The organism is uncultured Nonlabens sp. (assembly GCF_947495285.1).
Classification (GTDB): Bacteria; Bacteroidota; Bacteroidia; order Flavobacteriales; family Flavobacteriaceae; genus Nonlabens.
The window spans coordinates 22,502-47,827 of sequence record NZ_CANLXZ010000025.1; the positions used below are offsets into that span (position 1 = coordinate 22,502).

Annotated in this window: 21 protein-coding genes; 10 read left to right on the forward strand and 11 right to left on the reverse strand. The window is 35.0% G+C overall.

The features are described 5' to 3' along the window. Positions 1-561 precede the first annotated feature (561 nt). Positions 562-2,925: a penicillin-binding protein 1C gene (gene pbpC, locus Q0838_RS10755; protein ID WP_298954705.1), complete on the forward strand. Its 2,364-nt coding sequence runs from the start codon at positions 562-564 to the stop codon at positions 2,923-2,925. A gap of 18 nt (positions 2,926-2,943) precedes the next feature. On the opposite strand, the gene Q0838_RS10760 is transcribed toward pbpC, so the two are convergent. Further along, complete coding sequence (locus Q0838_RS10760) at positions 2,944-3,408, reverse strand: CYTH domain-containing protein (RefSeq protein ID WP_298954708.1); 465 nt, start codon at positions 3,406-3,408, stop codon at positions 2,944-2,946. A 345-nt stretch (positions 3,409-3,753) separates the two neighbouring features. Continuing rightward, positions 3,754-4,428: an NAD-dependent epimerase/dehydratase family protein gene (locus Q0838_RS10765; protein WP_298954711.1), complete on the reverse strand. Its 675-nt coding sequence runs from the start codon at positions 4,426-4,428 to the stop codon at positions 3,754-3,756. Between the two features lie 55 nt (positions 4,429-4,483). Here Q0838_RS10765 and dinB point away from each other — a divergent pair, with 55 nt between their 5' ends. Then, complete coding sequence (gene dinB / locus Q0838_RS10770) at positions 4,484-5,581, forward strand: DNA polymerase IV (protein WP_298954714.1); 1,098 nt, start codon at positions 4,484-4,486, stop codon at positions 5,579-5,581. Between the two features lie 57 nt (positions 5,582-5,638). Further along, positions 5,639-6,142, forward strand: coding sequence for a PAS domain-containing protein (locus tag Q0838_RS10775; RefSeq protein WP_298954717.1), 504 nt, complete (start codon positions 5,639-5,641; stop codon positions 6,140-6,142). A gap of 817 nt (positions 6,143-6,959) precedes the next feature. Here the strand turns inward: Q0838_RS10775 and Q0838_RS10780 are convergent. From Q0838_RS10780 to Q0838_RS10815, 8 genes are all read right to left on the reverse strand, one after another. Next, complete coding sequence (locus tag Q0838_RS10780; protein WP_298954719.1) at positions 6,960-7,412, reverse strand: 6-carboxytetrahydropterin synthase; 453 nt, start codon at positions 7,410-7,412, stop codon at positions 6,960-6,962. Further along, positions 7,409-7,543 carry a hypothetical protein gene (locus Q0838_RS10785; protein ID WP_298954722.1) on the reverse strand — a complete coding sequence of 45 codons (135 nt, stop codon included), beginning with the start codon at positions 7,541-7,543 and terminating at the stop codon, positions 7,409-7,411. Before Q0838_RS10785 ends, Q0838_RS10780 begins: the two co-directional genes overlap by 4 nt. A gap of 100 nt (positions 7,544-7,643) precedes the next feature. Further along, on the reverse strand, positions 7,644-8,978 hold the full coding sequence (locus Q0838_RS10790; protein ID WP_298954725.1) for an MATE family efflux transporter: 1,335 nt from the start codon (positions 8,976-8,978) through the stop codon (positions 7,644-7,646). 356 nt (positions 8,979-9,334) lie between these two features. Beyond that, complete coding sequence (locus Q0838_RS10795) at positions 9,335-10,165, reverse strand: alpha/beta fold hydrolase (protein ID WP_298954728.1); 831 nt, start codon at positions 10,163-10,165, stop codon at positions 9,335-9,337. Beyond that, on the reverse strand, positions 10,162-12,891 hold the full coding sequence (locus tag Q0838_RS10800) for a PD-(D/E)XK nuclease family protein (RefSeq protein ID WP_298954731.1): 2,730 nt from the start codon (positions 12,889-12,891) through the stop codon (positions 10,162-10,164). The genes Q0838_RS10795 and Q0838_RS10800 overlap by 4 nt, the downstream gene beginning before the upstream one ends. Before the next feature lie 124 nt (positions 12,892-13,015). Further along, positions 13,016-14,884 (reverse strand): OmpA family protein, encoded by a 1,869-nt coding sequence (locus Q0838_RS10805; protein WP_298954733.1) that lies wholly within the window; start codon positions 14,882-14,884, stop codon positions 13,016-13,018. Positions 14,885-14,907: 23 nt separating this feature from the next. Continuing rightward, positions 14,908-15,822: a type IX secretion system membrane protein PorP/SprF gene (locus Q0838_RS10810; RefSeq protein WP_298954735.1), complete on the reverse strand. Its 915-nt coding sequence runs from the start codon at positions 15,820-15,822 to the stop codon at positions 14,908-14,910. A 245-nt stretch (positions 15,823-16,067) separates the two neighbouring features. Next, positions 16,068-17,057, reverse strand: a complete 990-nt coding sequence (locus Q0838_RS10815; RefSeq protein ID WP_298954737.1) for an endonuclease/exonuclease/phosphatase — start codon at positions 17,055-17,057, stop codon at positions 16,068-16,070. A gap of 1,136 nt (positions 17,058-18,193) precedes the next feature. Between Q0838_RS10815 and Q0838_RS10820 the strand changes: the two genes are divergently transcribed. Together Q0838_RS10820 and Q0838_RS10825 are read left to right on the forward strand one after the other, a co-directional pair. Next, positions 18,194-18,949, forward strand: a complete 756-nt coding sequence (locus tag Q0838_RS10820; protein WP_298954739.1) for an alpha/beta hydrolase — start codon at positions 18,194-18,196, stop codon at positions 18,947-18,949. A 91-nt stretch (positions 18,950-19,040) separates the two neighbouring features. After that, positions 19,041-19,286 carry a hypothetical protein gene (locus tag Q0838_RS10825; protein WP_298954741.1) on the forward strand — a complete coding sequence of 82 codons (246 nt, stop codon included), beginning with the start codon at positions 19,041-19,043 and terminating at the stop codon, positions 19,284-19,286. On the opposite strand, the gene thiL is transcribed toward Q0838_RS10825, so the two are convergent. Continuing rightward, positions 19,277-20,320: a thiamine-phosphate kinase gene (gene thiL / locus Q0838_RS10830; protein WP_298954743.1), complete on the reverse strand. Its 1,044-nt coding sequence runs from the start codon at positions 20,318-20,320 to the stop codon at positions 19,277-19,279. The genes Q0838_RS10825 and thiL overlap by 10 nt on opposite strands. Before the next feature lie 169 nt (positions 20,321-20,489). Between thiL and Q0838_RS10835 the strand changes: the two genes are divergently transcribed. The 5 genes from Q0838_RS10835 to sufD all read left to right on the forward strand — a co-directional run bounded on the left by Q0838_RS10835 (position 20,490) and on the right by sufD (position 24,935). Further along, on the forward strand, positions 20,490-20,819 hold the full coding sequence (locus Q0838_RS10835; protein WP_298954745.1) for an iron-sulfur cluster assembly accessory protein: 330 nt from the start codon (positions 20,490-20,492) through the stop codon (positions 20,817-20,819). 50 nt (positions 20,820-20,869) lie between these two features. Continuing rightward, entirely contained in the window at positions 20,870-22,318 is a 1,449-nt protein-coding gene (gene sufB, locus Q0838_RS10840) for a Fe-S cluster assembly protein SufB (protein ID WP_298954748.1), read from the forward strand. Between the two features lie 34 nt (positions 22,319-22,352). Next, positions 22,353-22,790: a component of SufBCD complex gene (locus Q0838_RS10845; protein ID WP_298954752.1), complete on the forward strand. Its 438-nt coding sequence runs from the start codon at positions 22,353-22,355 to the stop codon at positions 22,788-22,790. Between the two features lie 5 nt (positions 22,791-22,795). Continuing rightward, positions 22,796-23,548 carry a Fe-S cluster assembly ATPase SufC gene (sufC, locus tag Q0838_RS10850; RefSeq protein ID WP_298954755.1) on the forward strand — a complete coding sequence of 251 codons (753 nt, stop codon included), beginning with the start codon at positions 22,796-22,798 and terminating at the stop codon, positions 23,546-23,548. Positions 23,549-23,621: 73 nt separating this feature from the next. After that, complete coding sequence (gene sufD, locus Q0838_RS10855; protein ID WP_298954758.1) at positions 23,622-24,935, forward strand: Fe-S cluster assembly protein SufD; 1,314 nt, start codon at positions 23,622-23,624, stop codon at positions 24,933-24,935. The last annotated feature ends 391 nt before the right edge of the window (positions 24,936-25,326 follow it).

A 25,326-nucleotide genomic window follows, 5' to 3' on the forward strand; every position in this document is an offset into this window, starting at 1 on the left:
CTATAAATCATATTTTACAGAAAACACCAGCACCGCTCAACCTTTCCTTGAAATTAAGGAAAGAAGTTTTAGTTGTGTGTATTTTAAAAGATTTGACATGCCAACTATTTGTGTTGGCATTGTTTAAATGTGCTCTCTACGTTTGTATTCACCCTACTCTTTCATAAGAGTAGAATTAATTCCACCCTTATAAGTACACCAAGCAAATATTTTCACGTTCTTTAATCTTAAAAAACACTGCTGTTATGTGAACGGCATTGGAAAGTCTGTCGTAAAAAATGAAAAGAATGTAGCGTTAAAAAGAAAAATTGTTGATGTCTATATGAGGTTGACACTTTTTAAATATTCTTTTAAATTTCACAAGAATTTATAATTTCAAAGGAGTTTTATTTTTCTTTAGCGCAATGAATGAAATTTTTAGACAGGTGTTCCACAGCCTAGATCTTTTTGGTTACTTTTTGGAGCAATGCAAAAAAGTAACAGAAACTAGAAGTTGTCAATAAAGACAATTATTATTGCAATCAGTTGTTTTAAACAAACAAAGCATCCTTAGAAACCACATTGAAAAAATACCTTTATAAACATAAAATCAAACTCAGTATACTGACGGTATTACTGTTTTGGTATGCATTGTGTTTACCAGATAAATTATTTGATGTTCCTTATTCTACGGTAATAGAAAGTAAAGACGGCAGGTTGCTAGACGCACACATCGCTAGAGATGAGCAGTGGCGATTTCCTGCGGTAGATAGCGTTCCTTATCGGTATAAACAAAGTCTTTTACAATATGAAGATGCGCACTTTTATGACCATCCAGGATTTAATCCAGTTTCTATAGCAAAAGCGATGGCCGATAACATATCGGCAGGTAGAGTAGTCCGAGGTGGTAGTACGATTACCCAACAAGTGATACGATTATCGCGTAAACAAGAACGCAAATATTACGAGAAATTTATAGAGCTTATCTGGGCAACGCGATTAGAATTGCGCCATTCTAAAGAAGAGATTATAGAACTCTACGCATCTCATGCACCTTATGGTGGTAATGTAATCGGTCTAGACATGGCGGCGTGGCGTTATTTTGGAAGAAAACCACACGAACTCAGTTGGGCAGAGAGTGCAACACTGGCCGTTTTACCCAATGCGCCAGGATTAGTCTATCCTGGTAAAAGAGAGAGCCTGCTCAAAAAAAAACGTGATCTCCTATTGCTCAAATTAAAAGAGGAACACATCATTTCTGAAACAGATTATGAACTCGCTATTTCAGAAAACGTGCCTGTTCATGATTTTAGAGTACCACAACTTGCACCACATTTATTACAAAGAGCAAATAAAGAATATGGAACTCAAAAATTGCGTACCAGCATAGATTATGAAATGCAAGAAACGGTAAATCGTATTGTAACAAATCACCATCATATTTTAAAACAAAATGGCGTGAATAACCTCGCTATGCTGGTTCTAGATGTAGAAACACAAACCGTAGCGGCCTATGTAGGTAATGCGCCTACCACTCGAGAACACAGTAAAGACGTAGATATTATAACCGCGCCGCGATCTACTGGTAGTGTATTAAAACCTTTTTTATATGCTGTCATGCTCGATAACGGCGAGTTGTTGCCACACAGTCTAGTAAAAGATACACCTACCATTATCGATGGGTTTTCTACAGAGAATTATGATAAGAGATATACCGGTGCAATACCAGCCTCACAAGCATTATCACGTTCTTTAAATGTACCTGCTGTACTTATGCTGCGAGAACATACGGTGCCCAGATTTTATAATAAACTGCGGCAATTAAAATTATCCCACATAAATCGCGGCGCCGGCACCTATGGATTAAGTCTTATTATAGGCGGTGGCGAGAGCAGTCTTTGGGACATGAGTCGTGCTTATTTAAGTATGGCCAAAACTCTAGAACTCTACACAGAAAACAGCAGTCAGTACGATCCTGAGATTATGAATCGATTGAGTTATTTAGATCATGATTCCGCTTTCGCGAAAGCGGAACAAAAATCAATATCAGAGCAAATAAACTGGTCTCTAGAACCATCTATTTATGGTGCAGGAAGCATTTACCACACATTTGAAGCCATGAAAAAGGTAAATAGACCGCAAAGCGAGGAGATCTGGCACTTTTTTAATCCAGATCGAGAAATTGCATGGAAAACAGGAACGAGTTTTGGTAATCGCGATGCCTGGGCTATAGGTGTAACGCCCAAATATGTGATAGGTGTCTGGACAGGTAATGCCGACGGAGAAGGACGTGCCCAAATGACTGGAATAGACAGCGCTGCACCGGTGCTGTTTGATCTGTTTAACAGACTACCCACACAGCAATGGTTTGCACCGCCTTATGATGACATGATAGAGGTGCAAACTTGTGAGCAATCTGGTTATCTAGCAACGCCGTTATGTGAGTCGATCAATCAGTACATTCCGGCTGTAGGCGAGAAGTTTGAATCATGTCCATACCATAAATCTATACATCTAGACGCTACGAGAACCTATCAAGTAAATGCAGATTGTGAACCTGCTTCACAAATCGTAACGCAACCGTGGTTCTCACTGCCGCCGGTTATGTCTTATTATTATGCTAGGTCTAACCCTAGTTATAGAACATTACCAGATTACCGCGAGGACTGTATTCCTGCTAGTGAAGATGTCATGCGTTTCATAAAACCTAAACACAATACTACCATTACACTAACTAAAAATGTAGATGGCCAGGTGAATAGTGCCATTTTTGAGATTGCTCATAAAAAGAATGATGTTGAGGTATTCTGGTACATGGATAATGAGTTTTTAGGAGCTACTAAAAACTTTCATGAAATAGCTATAGAAGGAAAAAAAGGCAAACGATTAATTACCGCAGTAGATGAAAATGGTAATGATACTAAGATTTATGTGGTATTTGAATAGTCACTATTCTACTTAAATCTACCACTCACAAAAAGGCATTTCACTTATATAAGAATTATAATAACGTTTATCTCCAGTCACTTCTTTATCGATCCATTCTGGTTTTGAGAAGGATTCTTTTTCTGATTGCAGTTCGATTTCGGCTAGAGAGAGTCCGTTATTTTCTCCGTGAAAGATATCTATTTCCCAAGTATGCATTTCTATAGGGATTTCATATCTAGTTTTATCAATCGCGCCTGGTAAACATAGCTGCAGAAGTTGCTCAGCTTCTTGATGAGTAATTTCTTTTTCCCATTCATAACGAGACATACCACTATCGTTAGATTTTCCTTTTATAGTTAGAAAGGCTTTTTCTCCTTTTATTCTTACGCGCACGGTACGTTCTTTATCTGTAGTAAGATAACCTTGAGTAATGCGAGTCCCTTTTAAGTCCTTTAAGAAGTCGGTGTTTTTAAGTAAAAATTTGCGTTCTATTTCGGTCATAGTCTCTTTGTTATTGTAATATATGTTTTTTCAAAAAATCTAACTCTTTAAAAGATTACTAGCATTTGTTACTTTTTTGCATTGCTCCAAAAAGTAACCAAAAAGATCTAGGCTATGGAACACCTGTCTAAAAATTTCATTCATTGCGCTTAATAAAATTAAAACATTTTTTTAATCATCCACGAGGTGCACATAAAAAGCTCAGTAAAATACTTCAACCTTTCATATGATCAACAAATTTTATTTTTAACGCTATTTTCTTTTTATTTTTTACGACAGACTTTCCAACGCCTTTTTACTTGTACAATTTCTGAATTATTTTTTTTTAAATATAAGTGTAAAAAATCATTGTACTTGTTCACTGCGACTGACTACTGTTTTAAGTTCATCACTCTCTATTCTTACTTTATTATAGCCATTTACAGCCATATAAATCATGGAGCTCGCTATTATTTCTGGTTCTATGGTGCGGTATTTTTTAAGAAAACCGACTAGTAATGGATCGATGATTTTTTGAATTTTTTTCATAGTACTTTCTAATGGTCTTTTTTCATCTCGTTTACCGCCTATTAATGCAGGTTGTACAAAATAAGATTCTTTAAAACCCAGGGCTTCTAGATCTCGCTCCATCTCACCTTTACCACGGTTGTACCTCAACTTGCTATCTGGATTTGCACCCAGCGCAGATATTGCAACGACTTTAGAAACACCATTTTTTAAAGCCACTTTTGCTACTTGTAGTGGTAAATCGTGTTCTATACGGTAGTATTCTTCTCTATCTGGTGTTTGCGATTGCGTGGTGCCTGTGCATATAAAGAGATGATCTCCTTTTAATTGCTCTTGATAAGTTAGGGGATCAAATAAATGTGCGATGTGGTTTTCATGTTTTGGATGGTTATTGTCAATTCGCTTTCGCGAAAGCGTAATTATTCTATCATAGTTCTCATTTTCTAAAAGCTGAGATACTAGCGCGGTTCCTGTTAATCCTGTTGCTCCTATAATGAGGCCTGTGTATCCCATGGTGAAGTATGTTAATGTTTAAGGTTATGTATTTTAAAGGTAGTAATTTTGATGCATGCACGAACTGGCAGATAGAAAAATTATTCATGTAGATATGGATGCGTTTTATGCATCTGTAGAGCAACATGATAATCCAGAATTGCGAGGCAAACCTATTGCTGTGGGTGGTGGTAGTGATCGCGGTGTTGTGGCTGCAGCTAGTTATGAAGCGCGTAAATACGGTGTGCGCAGTGCTATGCCTAGTGTCACGGCAAAGAGATTATGCCCAGATCTTATTTTTGTAAAGCATAGATTTGATAGGTACCGTGAGGTCTCCGGTCAAATAAGAGAGATTTTTCATGATTATACAGACCTAGTAGAACCTCTATCACTCGACGAGGCTTATCTAGATGTGACAGAGAATAAATACAATTTTCCCAGCGCCACAATTATAGCTTATGAGATAAGAAGACGCATTTATGAAGTTACTGGTATTACTGCCAGTGCAGGTATATCGGTAAACAAATTCATTGCAAAAATAGCGAGCGATTATAATAAGCCTAATGGGCAAAAAACAATTGTTCCAGAAGAGATCATTCCCTTTTTAGAAGAGCTAGACATTCGTAAATTTTACGGAATAGGAAAAGTAACCGCAGAGAAAATGTACCAGCATGGAATTTTTACCGGTAAGGACCTTAAAAGAAAGTCCTTAGAGTTTCTTTTAGAACATTTTGGTAAAAGTGGTGGCCATTATTATAAAATTGTACGCGGTATACATAAAAGCCCTGTAAAAGCAGATAGGATAAGAAAATCTCTAGGTGCAGAGCGTACTTTTTCTGAAAACATATCTAGCGAAGTTTTTATGAAAGAACGTCTCATTCAAATAGCAGAGGAAATAGAAAAGCGTATTGCAAAGTCTGATGTGGCTGGAAAGACAATTACACTTAAAATCAAATACCGTGATTTTAAAACTCAAACACGTAGTAAGACCCTGCCTTATTACATAAGAGATAAGGAGACTATTTTAAATACCGCAGTTGATCTATTAGAACAAGAAAATTTTAGAGAAAGTGTGCGATTATTAGGTATTACATTGAGTAATCTCAATACCTCAAAAATAGAAGAGCAAGAAGAGGATAATGTGGTAGAGGTACAATTAGGCTTTGGTTTTTAAAATATAATTGTTTTTATTTAAGATATTTAGCATCTTAATTTATAGCTTTGTCGCTTCATGAATTTACAAAGTTCTCAATTTACTGTTTTACATAACGAGTTAAAAAGTACTCCATTATTATCATGGAGTATTATGAAACGCTTGTTATGGGATATGGATAGTGACCTTCTAGATAGCCTAGACGCTATAGCTATTAAGCACAACTGGCATTTTAAATATTTCATCGATAGATTTACTCATTTTAAAGGTTATGCTATCGTATTAATGGATACCCAATCTATTATAAAAGTAGCTTCTAATAACATTTTTGATCTAACAGGATATCATTCTGAAGAATTAATTAATGTGTCGTGTAGATCTCTCAGTGGTAAAGAGACTAGTGAAGACGTGATATTTTTAATGGATGTCGCCATTGCCGAAGGTATTCCCTACGAGGTTAGAGTTATCAATTATAGAAAAGATAATACTCCTTATATGTCTGTGAAACATGCCTTTCCTATTTATAATGGAGATGATGAAATCTCGCATTATATAATATTTGAGCAGGAATATGATGCCTAATTGGGCACGTTCATACAATACATAATCGCCTGACAGACAGTTGTTTTAAAATACGTTTATAAAGATAAAGATCTTAAAAACGGAGCTTTAATTATAAATGTACCATGGCACTACAAAGAATTTCTGACTTAGTGGATAGTAGTTCTCTTTTTTCTTTTCAATGAAGATGATGACTTATTTTATTCTCGTTTTTTTTTATAAAGTGTTACAGTTACCACTCTCATAGAAAACTAGTAGAACAACGCAACAGCAATCTTTATTTTCTGTTCTTTTGTGGTATATACTACAGATTTGAAACGTAGGACTAATTTTAAAATCAACAGCCAGATAGGTTGTGAATTTACATAATTTCTAGATATCCATGCTTTAAAAAAGAGATGCTATGATCAATGTAGCGATTTTACTGATAGCCCTGATCTGGTAAAAGTGGACGTTACTGTTTATGAGAGTGAGCAGTGTTTTCTAGAATAAATAAAGATTACAGAAGACTCATTATAAAAAAAAGAAAGTTAAACTAGTACTATACATCGTAAAGGCGAACATATAGATAAGCCCTATTTTATAAATGTAACTATTTTAGGTTCTATGTGGTCAATACATATCAAGTGTGTATTTTATCGAATAATTATTACTTTTTTAAGTGTAATAGGAGAAAAAATTACATATTAGCATAACCTTAAAAAATAGAATTATGGAAGCAAATTATATAGAAGAAAAAAAGCCTAATACTATCGCTGCAATATATAGATTAATCACTGGCTTAATAAAATTAGTTACCAGGACTTTCTTTTCTTTCTAAACTTTATTCACTGAATAATTAAACCTGGTCTGCAGCATGCCACTCTGCATAACTAGTTTCTGTTTCTCTTAATCTTAATGTATGCAAGGTTATATTACTAGGTAAACGTCCTTTAATTTTATCTGCAAAGTCTATAATCATCATCTCGCTAGTAGGTTGATAATCTACTAGAATTACATCGTGACCGCGGTCAGAGAGTTCTTTGGCCAGTTCTACATGCGGTGTGTTTTTATTAAAGACCGTTGCATGATCAAATGGATCTACGATCTCTTCTTTGATAATTTTTTTCAAATCACCAAAATCGATCACCATTCCATGCTTTACATGCCCTAACTCATTTATAGGTGTTCCTATTACCGTAACGGCTAGTTTATAACTGTGTCCGTGTACATTGCGACACTTACCATCATACCCATAAAGTGCATGACCAGTTTCAAATGTAAATTCTTTTGTAATACGTACTTTTCTCATCCTTTACGCTTGTATTTATTATAAATTACTACAATAATGAGAAGTAAACCTAATATTAAAAAAAGTCCTGAGCCGCCTAAAAATCCTATGATATCTAAGAACGTGTTGTTCTCTATACGTAACGCTTGCATATGCTATTATTAAGGTACAAAGATAATAAGTTTATTTGAGGATAGTGTGGTATCCGCTTTCGCTAAAGCGGAATTAACACCATCTTTCTTTCATTAAAAACTATTCTAGTACCATAGCAGCCAGTTTATATCTAAATTTAAAATACAAAACAGAGGCGCGCCCTACCATCCATGCAAAGAAGGCTAACCAGACGGCATAAAGGTTATCATTAAAATAGTCAAGAACAAATAGAACCGGTAAAAATACCAATACCGTAAGAATCCATAATAAATTACGTAGGTAGGAAGCCTGTCCCCAACCTTTAAATATACCGTCGTAAACAAAAGCAACCGCATTTATAGGTTGCATGAGTAGCACGACCCAGAAGTAGTTTTCTATATTCTCTAGCACCTCAGCGTCGTCTGTAAAACGTGTTCCTAAATAAGGATACAACAGAGTACAAATAACAGCTAGAATTACCGCCATAACGACACCGTAAAGAGTGGTTTTATTTGCTAGATATTTGAGAGAAGCTACATCTTTAGATCCAAATAACTTACCTCCTATCGCATTACCAGCATTTGCAAAACCATCTACTAGAAATGAGAAAAACAACCATACATTCATAAGAACAGCGTGTGCTGCTGCCTCTTCTACTCCATAACTATTTGCAAATCGATAAGAAAGGTAGATCGCTGCATTTATGGCTACGGTGCGCAAAAAGAAATTTGCAGTAAGACTTATATGTTTCTTAAGTTTTTCATGAGGTTTCCATAGCGTCAGTTTCATGTTGAAAACGGTGTTTTTATACAGAAAGAAGGTAGCTATTAACACCATGACTAACTGTGCTGCAAGACTAGCATATGCGGCCCCCATAATACCATAAGCAGGTACAAAACCTTTAATACCATAAACCAGTATTACATTTAGACCTATGTTTACTGCTGCACCTGACAGGCTTGCTATCATGGCCCAAGAGGTGTTTTGAAGCCCTCTAAATATTCCAAAAATTGCAAATGCACACAACGTCATAGGGTAACCTATAGCTCTTATTTGGTAATAACTAGCTGCTATAGAAAGTACCTCGCCGTGCGCATTATAAAGTGTAAATATAAAACTAGCTATAGGAGCAGTAACTAAATAAATAAGAGTACCTAAAATAATATTTAACCACACCACTTGTGGTATGAGATCATTAATTTTTTCTAGCTGGTTTGCTCCTAACGTATTAGATACAATAGAAGAAATAGAGGTTTTAGTCTGTGCGAGTGTCCAGATTATAGCACTCAAAAATGTCCCTACTAGACCTATAGCAGCAAGTGCATTTGTTGTATCGCCATCCATCTTACCGATAATTGCAAGATCAGTGATGCTTATAAGAGGCTCTGCTATACCTGCAATTATAGCTGGTATTGCTAGTTTAAGTATTTGCGAAGTATTGATTTGAACAGCCATCGAGAGTGCAAAGATAAAGACTGTATGGGAAGATCTTTCATATATAAATGAAATGTGATCCTATACACCAATGGCCTAATAATTATAAGAGTAAGAGGTGGTATCAATATAGATTACACGTTGTTTTAAAATTAAATATCTTTATAAAATAGCTTTAAATAGTAACTTTAAGAACTATATTTGCGCCCCAGCAATATTAAACTAGTTGAATTAACTTTTACTTGCTGTATTTATCTAACGATAAATAGATAGAAAAGATGTTTATAGAAAAGAGTCCTTTATATTGTTATGTTGGACTTCTAGAAAAAGCTGAGGAGCTCCATCCTTGGCTTTTTTGTTTTATAAAATTTAGAAAATCATCTTAAAAAGTTTATCATACACTGAATTGCCTCTCTTAAATGAGCAGGCAATAAACTAGATTCCCAAGGATGTGAAGCGCCTAGTGTATGGTTAGCCTCTCTTATCAACTTTAATTGAGAGTTAGGACTGGCTTTATGAATGGCTAGAGCATCGTATACTAGAACGGTTGTATCATTCTCACCATGTAAAATAAGGTGTGGCTGCTTTATTTTTTCAGCTTGTTTGAGAATTGTTAATGCTTCTTCATTTTGAACAAAATCTTCATAAAACTGATAAAAAAGTGGCATTTCTTGTTTGGTACGTCCATTTTTAACGTACATGACACCATTTTCTTTCCAGTTTTCTAATGCTTTACCGTTAGGAAAACGCTCTGCATAATTAGCTACTGCAGCTAGGGTAATCAGTTTTGAAATTCTACTGTCTTTTGCGGTAACAATAGTGGTAATCCCACCAGCTCTGGAGTGTCCAATTAGATTGATTTGAGTGCTATTTATAGGCAACTCAGAGTTCTCTATCCAGTCCAGTACTGTAACCGTATCACGTACTTCTTTACTATAATTATTATTTCCGAAGGCATCTAGATCTGGAAAATCTATGGGTTGCTCTACCGTGCCCCCATTGTGTGAATAGTTGAATTTTATGAATAGAAATCCCGCTTTGGCAAAAGCCGAACCCATCAAACTCCATGCACCCCAATCTTTATAACCTTTATATCCATGACAAAAAACTACGACAGGTAAAGGCGTACTAGATTCTAAATATTCAAAGTCTAACAGTATATCACGGTTGTTCTCTCCTTTTATTATGTTGTTATTACTGGTTATCATACGGGCTTTTCTGTTAGAGGGATATCTTTATGAAATAGTTCTTTAATCAACACAAAAAGTACCGCTTCAAAATCTTTAAGCACTACAACATCGATCATTTTTTCTTTATAAGATCTTCCGGCTTTAAAACCAAAAGGTATGTAGCCTTGATCAAAATTCTTAAAACTTATTATACCAGCACTTGCTTCTGTAAAAGGCTCATTATGGCTGTATAAGTATGTGTACATGAGTACTTGAAATGCCTTAGCTTTTCCATAATCATCGATTATGATATCAAAGTTTTCTGGATCTATACCTACGTTACCTTTAGCCGTTGCACCAGATTTATAGTCTATAATACGCAACTTACCATCTAACTGGTCGATACGGTCTACCATACCATGTATTTTTACCTTACCTATTTCGGGCACATCAATTACAGCCTCTAGTTTGCGCTCTACACTTTTAATAATTAGTTCACTACCGCTGGCAACTAGATCTAGATCGCTTTGCACCATCATTTTTATATAATGCAGTGATACTTCATAAATGATTTTATTCTTACCTAGAGGACTAGAATCTGACTTGTAACATTCTTGATAAGCCACATCTAATTCTGGCTTTATCTGTTTTTTAATTTTATCAAAATCTTCTTTGATTAAAATCTTATTCACATAGGGCTGATACAGTTTATCCAGCGCCTCATGTATGATAGAACCCATGGTATTTGCTGCTATATTTTCTTCTACATCTTCCATTTGAGAAATACGTAAAATCTTACTAGCATAAAAATCTATAGGATTGCGCACATAACTCGTTAAGGCAGACGGGCTGAAACCACTACTCGCTATTTGTTGTAATCTTTTAAAATAAGATGGTTCTTTTTCTATCACCATTAATTCTTCTTTTACAGCGCTATTTTTAAAGATATAATGCTGGTGAGATACTATATGCTTAGAATTAGGATCTGTTTCTAGTTGTGTTAAAAACCTACTTTTCTCGCCACCAACTAGAGTATCACCTTCTGTATTGTAAATAAATGCTGCATGATTTACTCTGTGTAGTAATCTATAAAAGTGATATGCATAGACACTATCCTTCTCTGAATAAGTAGGCAGTGCAAACTGGTATTTCATATCATTAGAGATATAAGAAGCTGTAGATTTTCCTGCAGGTAAAATCCCCTCATTTACCGATAACATAATGGTGTTTTTATAATCTAATGCTCTGGTCTCTAAAAGTCCCATTATTTGCAAACCGCGTACAGGTTCTCCTATAAAATCTAGATTTTTTAAAGGAACCAGTTGCTTGTATAAATAGGCCACCGTTTTAAGATCCTTTATCTCTTCATTATTATCTACTATGGTAGATAAATTCTGTACTACCTCTGTAATACCTAGTAATTGCTCTATTTCTAGCCTTCTATTCTCCACTTGCAATAACCTGGCCTTTAGCTCTAACAGAACTCTTTCTATTAACTTAATAAGCTCACCTACATTTTGAATAGGTGTCATGATTAAATTCATAATAGTACCTTCTACCACCTCATTAAAACTAGATGGAGTCACGTAGATTAAATTATTGTCTTTAATAAATTTTACTAATTTACGAGAGTCACTGTCTATTAAAACAAAGGCAAATGAAGACTCTAGAATATTTACTACTCCTTTGTAATAATAACCATCATCAGAGGCCTCATTATGCATTTTAATAATATCATACACAAATGCAGATAGCGGTAACTGGTCTAGAGATAAACCCATCGTTACATTAAAGTGCTCAATATTATCTGGTATAGCGTCTAGTAATGGTAAAAGCAATCTCTCGTCTGCGAGGATAATAGCAGTATTTTCTAGCTCTTCTTGAGGTATTTGCTTCATTAATTTCACAGCAACCTGGATCATACTTAAATTACCAGCTGCACCATGAATATCTATTTTCTTATTAGACTGGTATTCATTACCATATATGTTAAGCTCGTTCTTATCATAATACTTCCAGTCTTTTTTAAACTTGCGTATAAATTTACCAGATTCATGATAAGGCAATTCCATAAGGTATTGATCTATATCCCAGTAAATATAAGCCTGATTTTCCTCTAGCAGTTTTTGGATAATATTAGATTCGGCGGTATTGAGTGCGTTAAGCCCTAAGAAAATGGTTTTGTTAGTAGCAGTAGAGTCGTTAGATAATTGTTCCGCTTTGGCGAAAGCTAACCTATAAGCCATCCCCTGATATACCGTTTCATTTTCTAAGCATAATTGCTGGAAAGCATTATAATATAAATGGAGTTTTTTCCAAAACCTCAAATACTTAGACACCATCAAAGTTGGATTTTTATTTAATGCCCAGTGATCCATCTCTTTCACACTGCCCAGATAATTGAAGAACTGCTCTGGATCTACTAGATAGCGATCCATTTCATTAAAATCTTTAAGTATAGTAGTTGCCCAGCCCATGAATTCATCAAAACTGTCTACATTATTTTCTGTTTCTACACTTTTATAAGCCTTATAAAAAAGGGGCAATAAATCGAGATCATTAACTATTTCTACCTGACTTAATTTTTCAATATACTCAGTAACGCTATAAATAATAGGTAAAAAAACAGGTTGTTCTATACGTTGTGCGAGATACCTGCTTAAAAAAATACCTACACGCCTAGATGGCACGACATAAGTAGCTGTCATGACATCTATATTTTTATTTCCTAAGTCTGTAAGGACTTTTTCTAAAAATGAATTCATCTGGTTAAGATAATTAATATGCTCATTTTAGCGAACAAATTTGCATAGCTTTTAGAAATAAAAAAAGTCCATTTGCAATTACAAATGGACTTTTTTAAAAGCTTGTGTCGTATAATAATACCCTTTATCTTTTTATTATAATAAATTCGGACCTACGGGATAGTTCATATTCGTCTGCTGTACATTTTTTAGATTTACAATCCACAACTGGATTAGCTTCTCCACGACCTGCAGCAGTTAATCTAGAACCGTCAATTCCTTGAGACTCTACATATTTGATAATGCTATTTGAACGTCTTTCTGTAAGAGCAAGGTTATAAGAATCTGATCCTCTAATATCTGCATAGGTTTCTGCAAGAACTTCTAGCGTAGGGTATTTTTTCATAAGACCAACTAGTCTATCTAACTCCAGCGCAGCATCTGGACGTATCTCAGATTTTGAAAGGTCAAAGTATATTTTATTTAAGATAATTTTATCTTCAACGATTTCTGGTTCTGGAGTCATTATTAGTTCTACCATAGCAGTTTGTTCTTGAGCAATTGTTAGAGTAGCCTCATCACTTTCATATTTATCTTTTGCACCACGTGCTGTTAGTTCTAGGTTACAATCTGTAGTAAATACAGCGATACCATCAGTATTTGTAGTCTGTCCAGGCATACTATTTCCAGCAGCATCTTGTAAAGAAACTATAACACCAGGTATAGCTTTTCCTGTTTCTTTATCTACTACTTTAACATTTACAGCAACTTCACAAATTTCAATTTTTTCTACACTGTATATATCATCACCTCCTTTACCACCTACTCGGTTAGAAGAAACATAACCTTTACCTGTTTCTTGAGAATAAGTAAATCCAAAATCATCCAAAGAACTATTAATAGGAGCACCCATGTTAGTTACTTTACCATCCATAAATTTAAATACATCTAGTCCGCCTAGACCTAAGTGACCGTTACTTGAGAAGTAAAGAGCACCATCGTCTGCAACATGTGGGAAAGAATCATCTCCAGATGTATTAACTGTGGGACCTAAATTTACTGGGTTGGATATTTTTCCATTTTTAAGCTGTGCTTTATAAATATCAGTTCCACCTAATCCTCCTGGCGCTTCACTAGCAAAGTAAATAGTTGAACCATCTTTAGTAATAGAAGGGTGACCTACACCGTATTCTTGTGATTCTAAAGAAGTACTTGAAACATCTCTCCACTCACCACCAGCTTTTAAAGCACGGTAAATATTTAATTTACTCTCACCATCTATAGCTTTTTCATAATCTCCTTTTAGATAATCTACTCTAGTAAAGAACATGAATTTACCATCTGGAGTGATATCCATAGTACCTTCATGATACTTTGTGTTTACTTCACCTTCTATAAGAGCTGGTTTACCAACAATGCCAGCGTCATCGATAGTAGCTACATAAATATCTAAATAAGGTTCTTTATTCCATCCATATGTACCTCTATTCTCATTACGAGCGCTAGAGAAATATAATTTACCACCTACTTGAAGTGCTGAGAAATCACTTGCCTCAGTATTAAATTTTTGAGCTTGGGTAGTAAATCCGTCTTTCATTCCTTGTATATCTTGGATATAATTAGGGTTAGACTTGTATTCCTTAGCACGATCATCACTAGGTGCAAGACTTGCAAACTGATTCATAATCGTATTAGAAAGGTCATATTTTTGAGATGCTTTTAAAGACTGTGCATATCTGTAAAGTGATTCTGCTTTAGGATCACGCTTTATAGCTCTTGCATAATTTCTCTCTGCTTTTTTAAAATTACTATTGAAATAGTAAGAATCTGCCAGTTTAGTATAGACATGTTGTGTTCTTAGACCATTGCTAATAAGTTTTTCATAAGCTTTGGCAGCATCTACATAGCGCAGTTGCTCATATAATTTATCTGCTTTTGCAGTTTTATCACTTTGGGCTTGCGCGCTCATCGCAATACCAGCGCATACAATTAAGAATATATATAATTTTTTCATGGATGTATTCTTTTCTGTTTAAATTAGAAGAAACGTGGTGACTGCATCACTTTACGAGGAAAAGCTAGACCGAAGGTTATAAAAACCTCGTGAGAACTGTTAGACACCACAGAGATATCTGACACTACACGGTCATAGGCGTATCCTACTTTTATGTTATCAGTAACATTCATGCCTATTAAACCACTGAATGAATCTTCTAGACGATAAGAAACACCTAGTTCAAATTTTTCATTGAATAATACATTCGTATTTAAATCAAAACTAATTGGAGAGTCAAATGCACCTTTTACTAATACGTGCGGCTTTAATTTAATGTTATCTGCAACATCAAATACGTATCCACCTGTTACAAAGTAATGTTGTGTTTCATTTCCGAATTTTAAACTGTTTTCATCTAAATGTTTACTTTCTAACATATTGGGCACAGAAAAACCAGCATACCAGTTATCTCCATATAAGAATGCTCCAGCACCTAAATTGAGAAAAGTCTCATTTACGTCTTGAGAAAACAGGTCATCTCCAGGAGTCGTTGTATCCACTGATGAAAAACCTACGTCAAAAAACGATACACCAGCCTTAAGACCTAGGGCAAGAGTAGTTTTCTTTCCGACTTGTAATCGATACGAATAATCTCCATAAACATTAGTTTCATGAACTGGACCCAAGTTATCAGCAATTAGGGATAGTCCCACACCTGAACGTTCCCCTAATGGTGAACTTCCAGAAAGAGTAATAGTCTCTGGCGCTCCATTAACCCCAGACCACTGTTGCCTGTATAATGCGGTTATGTTTAAGCCATCTTGTGTACCAGCATAGGCCGGATTGATAACATTCTGATTGTACATGTATTGCGTGTACTGAGGATCTTGTTGTGCTTGCACTAAGCTAGTAGCAGCGATAGAGAAAAAGAGCCCCATTGCAAGTAATTTTTTCATTCTCACAAAGTTAGTTTTAAGGTTGTGTTATAGTTTTGTATGGATAAATATAATCTGAATAATTCCAATTACAAGGAGTTCTAGTGTTCTTATTTTCGCTTTCGCGAAAGCGAAACTTTAATAATCCTTTTACATAAAAATACCAGTAATATATCTAGAATGGTGAATATATAAAAAATCTAAGGCTAGTTCTATTTAACAATTTTATAATAGATTAAGCGTTTTGTTTTATGGTTAAATAACATTTAGTTACGTCTGAATATAGCAAAAACAGGAAAATGATCGCTATATCCACCTTTATAATTGCGTCCTACAAATGTTCTTGCAGGCTGTCCACGGTATTTTCCTTTCCACTGCCTTAACATGATATCATCAAAAATATCTGCTTTATAAAAGTAGAGTGAATCTGGTACATCATTATGTAAACTATCACTTACCATAATCTGGTCAAAAAGATTCCATTTAAACCGATGATTCAAAGAACCACGATGGAATTTCTTTAAGGGCGCAGTGACGTTGTCAAAACCGTTAGGCAGTATTCCTTCTCTGATACTATTATTCTCTGGATCATCGTTAAAATCTCCTATAATAATCACGTGATGAGAGGTCTCTATTTCTAGATTATTTTTAAACCTTTTAGAATCTATATCCTTAGTATTTATGTGATGGATTAATTGCCTTGCTACTTCTACTCTCTTATTATCAGTAGTTTCTGCACCGTCGCGTCGGGAAGGCCAGTGGTTCACATAAATACGCACAGGAGTACCGGCTAGAACTCCTTCTATGTACAGTATATCTCTAGTAGTGTCTACTACACCGTTTTCATCTTCTAGGTGAATATTTACAGGCTCTGAGTGTGTGGGCTCAAAAACGGTAGTGTCGTACAATAAAGCGACATCGATACCTCGCTCATCTGGACTGTTGTAATGGATGTAGTCATAATTATGGTTTGCGAGTTTGGGCTGCGAGACTAGGTCGTTAAGCACCTTCTTGTTCTCCACCTCTGCAAGTCCTATTATTGCTGGCAGTTTACCTGTCTGCTCATGACCTATTCTACTTATAGCATCACTTATCCTTACTAGTTTTTTCTTATACCTGCTTTCTGTCCATTGTTTGCGACCGAATTCTGTAAATTCTTGATCCATAATAGAAGGATCGTTAACTACATCAAATAGGTTTTCTACGTTATAAAAAGCAATCGTGTACTGTTCAAATGACTGTGATGGTATGGACAACTGAAGGTATTTTAGTTTTCAAATGTAATCTATCTAAAAAGCTTTTAAAATGATTAACATAGTAATTTTAACGATATTATTTTGTTAGAAAATAACTCCTTTTAGTAAATCGGAGTTTTAAAACACTATAAAAACTACCTGTTATACCCTATCAGATAATTGATTACTAAGTGATTGCATAACTTTTACAGATAATTAAATCAATGAATATAATCTATTCTCTTACTGCTTTACAACACTTAAAAAACTTTGATTTAAATTTATTGAAAATTTTGAACATCTAGTCATCGCAATTTTATTAGGTTCTAATTTACTCATCATCATAACGGTTTCTAGCACTCTAGCACGGCATTATAAACGTGCTCCATTTGGTCTACATCAGTGTTTTATTGAAATAATATATTTTTTTACAATTTCTATTATCAGGCGCTATGTAAATGAAAAGTACCCAGTATACTAAGGGATTGCTATCTTAAACTGGGTCTACATCGTCATTTTATACAGCGCTATTATGTACATGTAAAATCCCAGCATAAGGCATATTCATGAAATGATTTTTAAATAAAATAAACAGCCTTTCCATATTAGATTCATAACTAGTCGATTGATTAATTTTGTTATTGATAGTAAAAAAACACTTAACGGCTTGGATTTCTTAATACTTGCTGTTCTAGGCCTTATTTATTCTCAAAGTATTTATAAACAGAACCTTTGCTAGACCAGTAGCTAACTTGACATCTCTTAGAGATGTGGCTTTGTAAACTTATATATCAAACAGGATTATGATTTCTTTTAAAATCGTTTTCATAAAATACTATGGTTTTCTCGTGTTATAATAACACACATAGATATTTTGATATGCTACTGGCCATTCTTAAGTTAGTTTATTACACACTCAATCTACTTTACTTTAATGGTCTACCAATAGAGAGATAATTTCTGGACATAAACAACTTTGTATCATAAAAACAGTTCTCTACAAAGAACAATAAATCAGAAATATCTTTGCCCATATTCCATCGGTGCATTATTTACTGTATGAAACCCATTCTATATGGTTTAATTTTGATAGTTTATTTAAATAAAATTTCAAAGTCGTAATACTTAAGGCTCCTTCTAGAGACTACCTTTGCTACATGGATAGATTACACTATGAATATATAAAGTGCCAGAGACCTGTTTTAATCTTAATACATGGCTTTTTGGGTAGTATGCAACAATGGGCTTATCTAGAAAATGAACTATCTAATCATTATTCACTTTTAAAAATCGATCTGCCAGGTCACGGTAACAGTCCAGAATTTACATCTTTGTACACTCTAGAATCTCTTACCTTATTAATAGACCACATACTTATAAAAGAACACATTGAAAAAGTAGCTATTGTAGGTCATAGTATGGGCGGTTATTTAGCTTCTGCTTTTGCGCAAGCGAGACCTGAAAAAGTTTCTTCCATTACCTTATTAAATAGCATCGCCGGAGAAGATTTAAAAGAGAGAAAAATATTACGGGACCGATCCATAAATCTAATTCAAAAGCATCAAGAAGCCTACATAAACATGGCAATAGGCAACCTTTTCTCTTCAAAAGAAAGGGAATTACACTATGACCGTATCAAACTAATGAAAGAGCAGGCACACTCTATTACCATTAAAAGTATAGTGCAAGCACTAGTATGTATGCGAGATAGAAAAAACCATATTACAGATTTAGCAAACTCTAAAATAATAGTTCATTATATCTACGGTACAAAAGATCAGATAATTGTAACAAATCGTATAATAGAAGAAGCTAAAAATCTTAATGCTAAAATATCAAAAATAGATTGCGGACACATGTCACTGTTAACTAACGATGATGATATCCTTAAAAAAATGTTTTTCATCGAATAATTACGCATTTAGACAAAATTTATTAACAATTTTACATATATTAGTTGGGGTACTTCTATTTAGAATACTTTTAAATTAATACTACATATCTATGCGTAAAAAATATTCCCTTTTTAAGGCCGCAAGATGCTCCATTACAAAGCATAACTATAAGGTTTCCCATGTAGTTAATGAACGTGTACATGAAATGTGTTGTTCAAAATGCGGTAAACAAATTACCACTACTATTTATGGAAAAATCGTGCCGCTTAACGACTTACATTCACAAATAAACAAAGCATTAAACGACATGGCTCGCAAAAGACAGAAAGCAGGACTGCCCATTTCTTATTCTTGAAAACTATTCCACCCCATGGCTTTTATTGGGATTTGCTCACCACCACGCGTCACTAGATTAGTACCTAGAGAGGCATCTACCACATGCCCTATAATTGATAAACTTGGATTTGCTTTGATTTTAGGAAAATCTTCTTGCTTTACAGTAAACAGTAATTCATAATCTTCACCACCGCTCAAAGCAATAGTGGTACTATCCAGATTAAACTCCTCGCAAGCAGTGATTACCGTAGGGTCTAGAGGTATTTTATCCTCATAAACAGTAATCCCTACTTTACTATGTTTACATAAATGTATAATTTCAGAACTTAAACCATCAGAGAGATCTATCATACTAGTAGGTAACACATCTAAGTCTTCTAGCAGTTTCAGAATATCCTTTCTTGCCTCTGGTTTTAACTGACGTTCTAATAAATAGCTATACGCATCAATATCTGGCTGGCTTTGTGGGTTTGCTTTAAAAACAGCTTTTTCTCTTTCTAGAATTTGAAGTCCCATATAAGCAGCACCTATATCACCAGACACTACTAGTAAATCACCATCACTAGCACCTTTTCTATGCACAATCTTATCTGCAACCTGCTCACCTATAGCTGTTACAGATATAACAAGACCACTTCTAGAAGCCGTTGTGTCACCACCTATGAGATCTACATTATAGGTTTTACACGCCGTTTCTATACCATCATACAACTCTTTAACAGCCTCTACAGGAAATCTATTAGAAATCGCAATAGAAACCGTTACCTGAGTAGCTACCGCATTCATGGCATAAACATCAGATAGATTTACCATAATCGCTTTATACCCTAAATGCTTTAAAGGAACATAACTCAGATCAAAATGAACACCTTCTACCAGCATATCTGTAGTAACTACAGTAGAATTAACATGATTTAATACAGCGGCATCATCACCTATACCTGTAACCGTAGAAGAATGAGAGATCTCAAAATTCTTAGTCATAAAATCAATTAGGCCAAACTCACCTAGGCTCTCTACAGGAGTACGTTGTGGATTTTTATCTTCTATCATGTTGCAAAATTACGATATACCCCACAATGACAGCATAAAAAGAACCTAATCTTTAAAATATCACTTACAATAAACAGATTGTATATCACTATATGAGAATATCATGGCCGTCTCATGTTTACCATTCTTAGTGTCGTATATTTGTATGCATTTTAAATAAGCAATTTATATGATAAGTGTATCTGAAACTGCAAAGATTAAACTTACTCAATTAATGAGTGAGGAAGGTTTTACAATAGGCCAGGACTTTGTGCGCGTAGGCGTGAAGAGCGGCGGTTGTAGTGGACTTTCTTATGATTTAAATTTTGATAAGGTAACTACAGAAACCGATAAGGTTTTTGAAGCAAACGATGTAAAAATAGCCGTAGATAAGAAGAGTTTTCTCTATCTAGTAGGTACTACTCTAGAATTTAGTGGTGGTCTCAATGGTAAAGGTTTTGTGTTTAATAACCCAAATGCACAAAGAACTTGTGGTTGTGGAGAATCGTTTTCTCTATAAGAAACAGTAGGTAATGACGCTTTCGCGAAAGCGGAATTAAAAGAAAATATATGTCAAAGTATACAGAAGAACAATTAGAAAAAGAGCTTCAAAATAAGGAGTACGAGTACGGATTCTATACAGAAATGGAATCAGATACTATCCCTGTAGGATTAAGTGAAGATGTGATACGCATTATTTCTGCAAAGAAAAATGAACCACAATGGATGTTAGACTGGAGATTACAAGCCTATCGTGTATTTATCGAGATGGAAGAACCAGAGTGGGCAAATGTAACTTATGAAAAACCAGATTTGCAAGCCATCTCTTACTACTCTGCACCTAATTCTAAACCTAAGTACGACAGTCTAGACGAAGTAGATCCAGAATTACTAGAGACATTTAAAAAATTAGGAATATCTATTGACGAGCAAAAGAAACTTGCTGGTGTAGCCATGGATATTGTGATCGATTCAGTTTCTGTAGCGACTACATTTAAAGAAACCCTTGCCGAAAAAGGAATCATATTCTGCCCTATTTCTGAGGCTATACAAGATCACCCAGAGTTAGTAAAAAAATATCTAGGTACTGTAGTCCCTCAAAAAGACAACTATTATGCAGCACTTAACAGCGCGGTATTTTCTGACGGCTCTTTTTGTTACATTCCTAAAGGTGTAAAATGTCCTATGGAACTCTCTACATACTTCCGTATTAATGAAGGTGGTACAGGACAATTCGAGAGAACACTAGTTGTTGCAGACGAGGGCAGCTTTGTCTCCTACCTAGAAGGGTGTACCGCACCATCACGTGATGAAAATCAACTGCACGCTGCTGTAGTAGAACTAATCGCTATGGATAATGCAGAAATAAAATATTCTACCGTGCAAAACTGGTACCCTGGTAATGCCGAAGGTAAAGGTGGTGTTTTTAACTTTGTTACTAAACGTGGACTTTGTGAAAAAAATTCAAAAATCTCATGGACACAAGTAGAAACTGGTAGTGCTGTAACCTGGAAATACCCAAGTTGTATTTTAAAAGGTGACAACTCTGTAGGAGAATTTTATTCAATTGCAGTAACTAATAATTACCAGCAAGCAGACACCGGTACTAAGATGATTCACCTAGGTAAGAATACAAAAAGTACCATTATCTCCAAAGGTATTAGTGCTGGTAAATCTCAAAACTCATATCGCGGTCTTGTTAAAATAGGTCCTCGTGCGACTAATGCTCGTAACTTCTCACAGTGCGATAGCTTATTAATGGGTAATGAGTGCGGTGCGCATACATTTCCATACATAGAAAATAGCAACAGTACTTCTAAAATAGAACACGAGGCTACAACAAGTAAAATAGGTGAAGACCAGATTTTCTATTGCAACCAGCGTGGTATCGATACTGAAAAAGCAATTGCACTTATCGTAAATGGTTTTTCTAAAGAAGTATTAAATAAATTACCTATGGAATTTGCCGTAGAAGCGCAAAAACTACTAGAAATAAGTCTAGAAGGATCTGTAGGATAAAAACAACAACCGATAACCAATTAATTTATCAGATATGAAACGATTAATCGTTTTTAGTTTTTTAGTATTAAGTGTTGCCTCATGTAAAAACGAGAGCCAGTCTAACCGAGAAACTTTAGTAACTAAAGAGGTCAAGGAAGAGGCACTTCCCAAAGGAGAACAGATTTATAAAGGTGAATTTATTTACCTCTCAGACGCTGCTGTTCTTACTACAAGAAACGAGATCTATGCCGTAGAGATCAATGATAAAATGCACGAACTTAATGAAGTTGCAACAGCATTGAAGAAAACAGAATTTGACATGGTAAATGTCGTTATTCATGGAACCATACAGCCCAACCCATTAAAATCAGAATTAGGTGAAGGATGGGATCAAATGGTGTCCATTACAAAAATTATAGAAGTAACTCCAGCTACAAGTGCAAACGTCATTAAGACTGGAAAAACGTTAGATATTAAAGAAGTTAAATAACAGATATGTTAAAGATTAAAGACCTTAAAGCAACTATAGAGGGAAAAGAAATCCTTAATGGAATCAATCTAGAGGTAAACCCAGGAGAAGTTCACGCAATAATGGGACCTAATGGTGCTGGTAAATCTACACTAGCAAATATAATCGCTGGTCGTGAAGAATACGAAGTTACTGGTGGAGAAATATCTCTAGAAGGTGAAGACATTGCAGAGTTAGATCCTGAAGAAAGAGCTCACAGAGGTGTTTTTCTTTCATTTCAGTATCCAGTAGAGATTCCTGGTGTTTCTGTAACTAACTTCATGAAAACCGCTATCAACGAGACTCGCAAGGCTCAAGGTAAAGATGACATGACCGCAAAGGACATGTTAAAGATGATACGTGAGAAGTCAGAGCTTTTAGAAATAGACCGTAAATTCCTTTCTCGTTCCTTAAATGAAGGATTTTCTGGTGGAGAGAAAAAGCGTAACGAGATTTTTCAAATGGCCATGCTAGAGCCTAAACTTGCCATTCTTGATGAGACTGACTCTGGACTAGACATAGACGCACTGCGCATCGTGGCAAATGGTGTAAATAAGTTAAAAAATAAGGATAACGCAACTATAGTTATCACACACTACCAGAGACTTCTAGACTATATCGTTCCTGATTTTGTACACGTTCTTTATAATGGACGCATTGTAAAATCTGGTGGTAAAGAACTAGCTCTAGAATTAGAGAAACGTGGTTATGACTGGATCAAAGAAGAAGTAGAAGCATAAATTTAATAGGATTGTGATGATCTCGCTTTCGCGAAAGCGGAAACAACATCCAACTCTTTAAACAACAACAATTATGAGTTTTAAAGACCATATTCTTTCTTCTTTTATCGCCCTAGAAAATGAGGTAGAAACTAATAACTACGTGCATAAACTACGTGGTGAGGCATTGAAAGATTTTGAAAATCTAGGGATTCCACAGCGTAAAGAAGAAGCATACAAATACACTTCATTAAAATCCTTATTTAATAAGGACTATAGCCTGTTCCCTAAAAAGGAAACATCTATCGATTATGGAGATATTAAAAAATACCTTATCCATCAAATTGATGCTTATCGCATTATATTTATAGACGGTATTTATAGCTCGCATCTTTCTCAAACTACGCATGATAAATTTGACGTTTGTTTAATGTCTAGCGCATTAAATAATCCTAAATATGCATCTGTAATTGAGAATTATTATAACAAACTAGCAACTAAGGATGGACTTACCTCTTTAAATGCAGCGTTTGCAAAAGAAGGTGCTTACATACATATAGGAAAAAACATAGCGGTAGAAAAGCCTATCGAGATCGTTTATTTCTCTACTGGTAATGAGGCAGAGATGATGACGCAACCTCGTAATCTAGTAGTAGTAGGAGAAAATTCTCAGGTACAAGTTATCGAGAGACATCAAAGTCTAAGTGATAACGCTGTTCTTACTAACTGTGTTACAGAAATATATGCTGCAAAGCGTGCTCTTGTAGACTGGTATAAAATTCAGAACGATAAATTGAGTGCCTCTTTAATAGATCACACATTTGCAGAGCAAAAATACAACTCTGAGGTACGTATTCACACGTTCTCATTCGGTGGTAAAATAACTCGTAATAACTTGAGTTTTTACCAGCGTGGCGAGCACTGTAACTCTGTACTTAATGGTGTCACCATTATAAAAGGTAAACAACATGTAGATCACTCTACACTAGTACACCACACAGCGCCTAATTGCGAGAGTTTCCAAGAATACAAGCAAATCTTTGACGAGCGTGCTGTAGGAGTTTTTAATGGTAAAGTTCTTGTAGATAAGATTGCTCAAAAAATCAACGCTTATCAACAAAACAATAACATATTAGTAAGCGATACTTCTACTATTAATGCAAAACCTCAATTAGAGATCTTTGCAGACGATGTAAGATGTTCTCATGGTTGTACTATAGGTCAACTAGATGACGAAGCACTGTTCTACATGCAAGCACGTGGAATTCCTAAAAAAGAAGCTCGTGCCTTATTGATGTTTGCATTTGCAAATAGCGTACTAGAATCTGTTAAAATACCAGAGATTAAATCTCGCATCACTAAGCTTATTGCTACTAAACTAGGCGTAGAGATCGGTTTTGATTTATAAAACCATTTTACCTTATTAAAAAATGCCTTGAATTCATATTCAAGGCATTTTTTATAATAATACTTTATATATAAAACTATAAGCTCTGGTGGATGCTCAATTAACACAGGATCGAAAAGTAATAACTACCTTCCCGCATAACAAACCATGTAGATAGATGGATAGTGATGCATCTTTATAAACCTTTCTTGTCCTTGATAGAATTATTCACATTTGACATGCCTACGTGTATTCGATTAAAAAAGGATTCCCGTTATTAAAAATTTAAAAGATATCTTATACCAATTTACTTTTGAAAAGTCTCTATGAAAGCGTTTTTATAATGATGATTACTAGTTATTGATTTTATGGTCTGGCTACTCATACTAACTACTGTTGTGTGCAACCATTT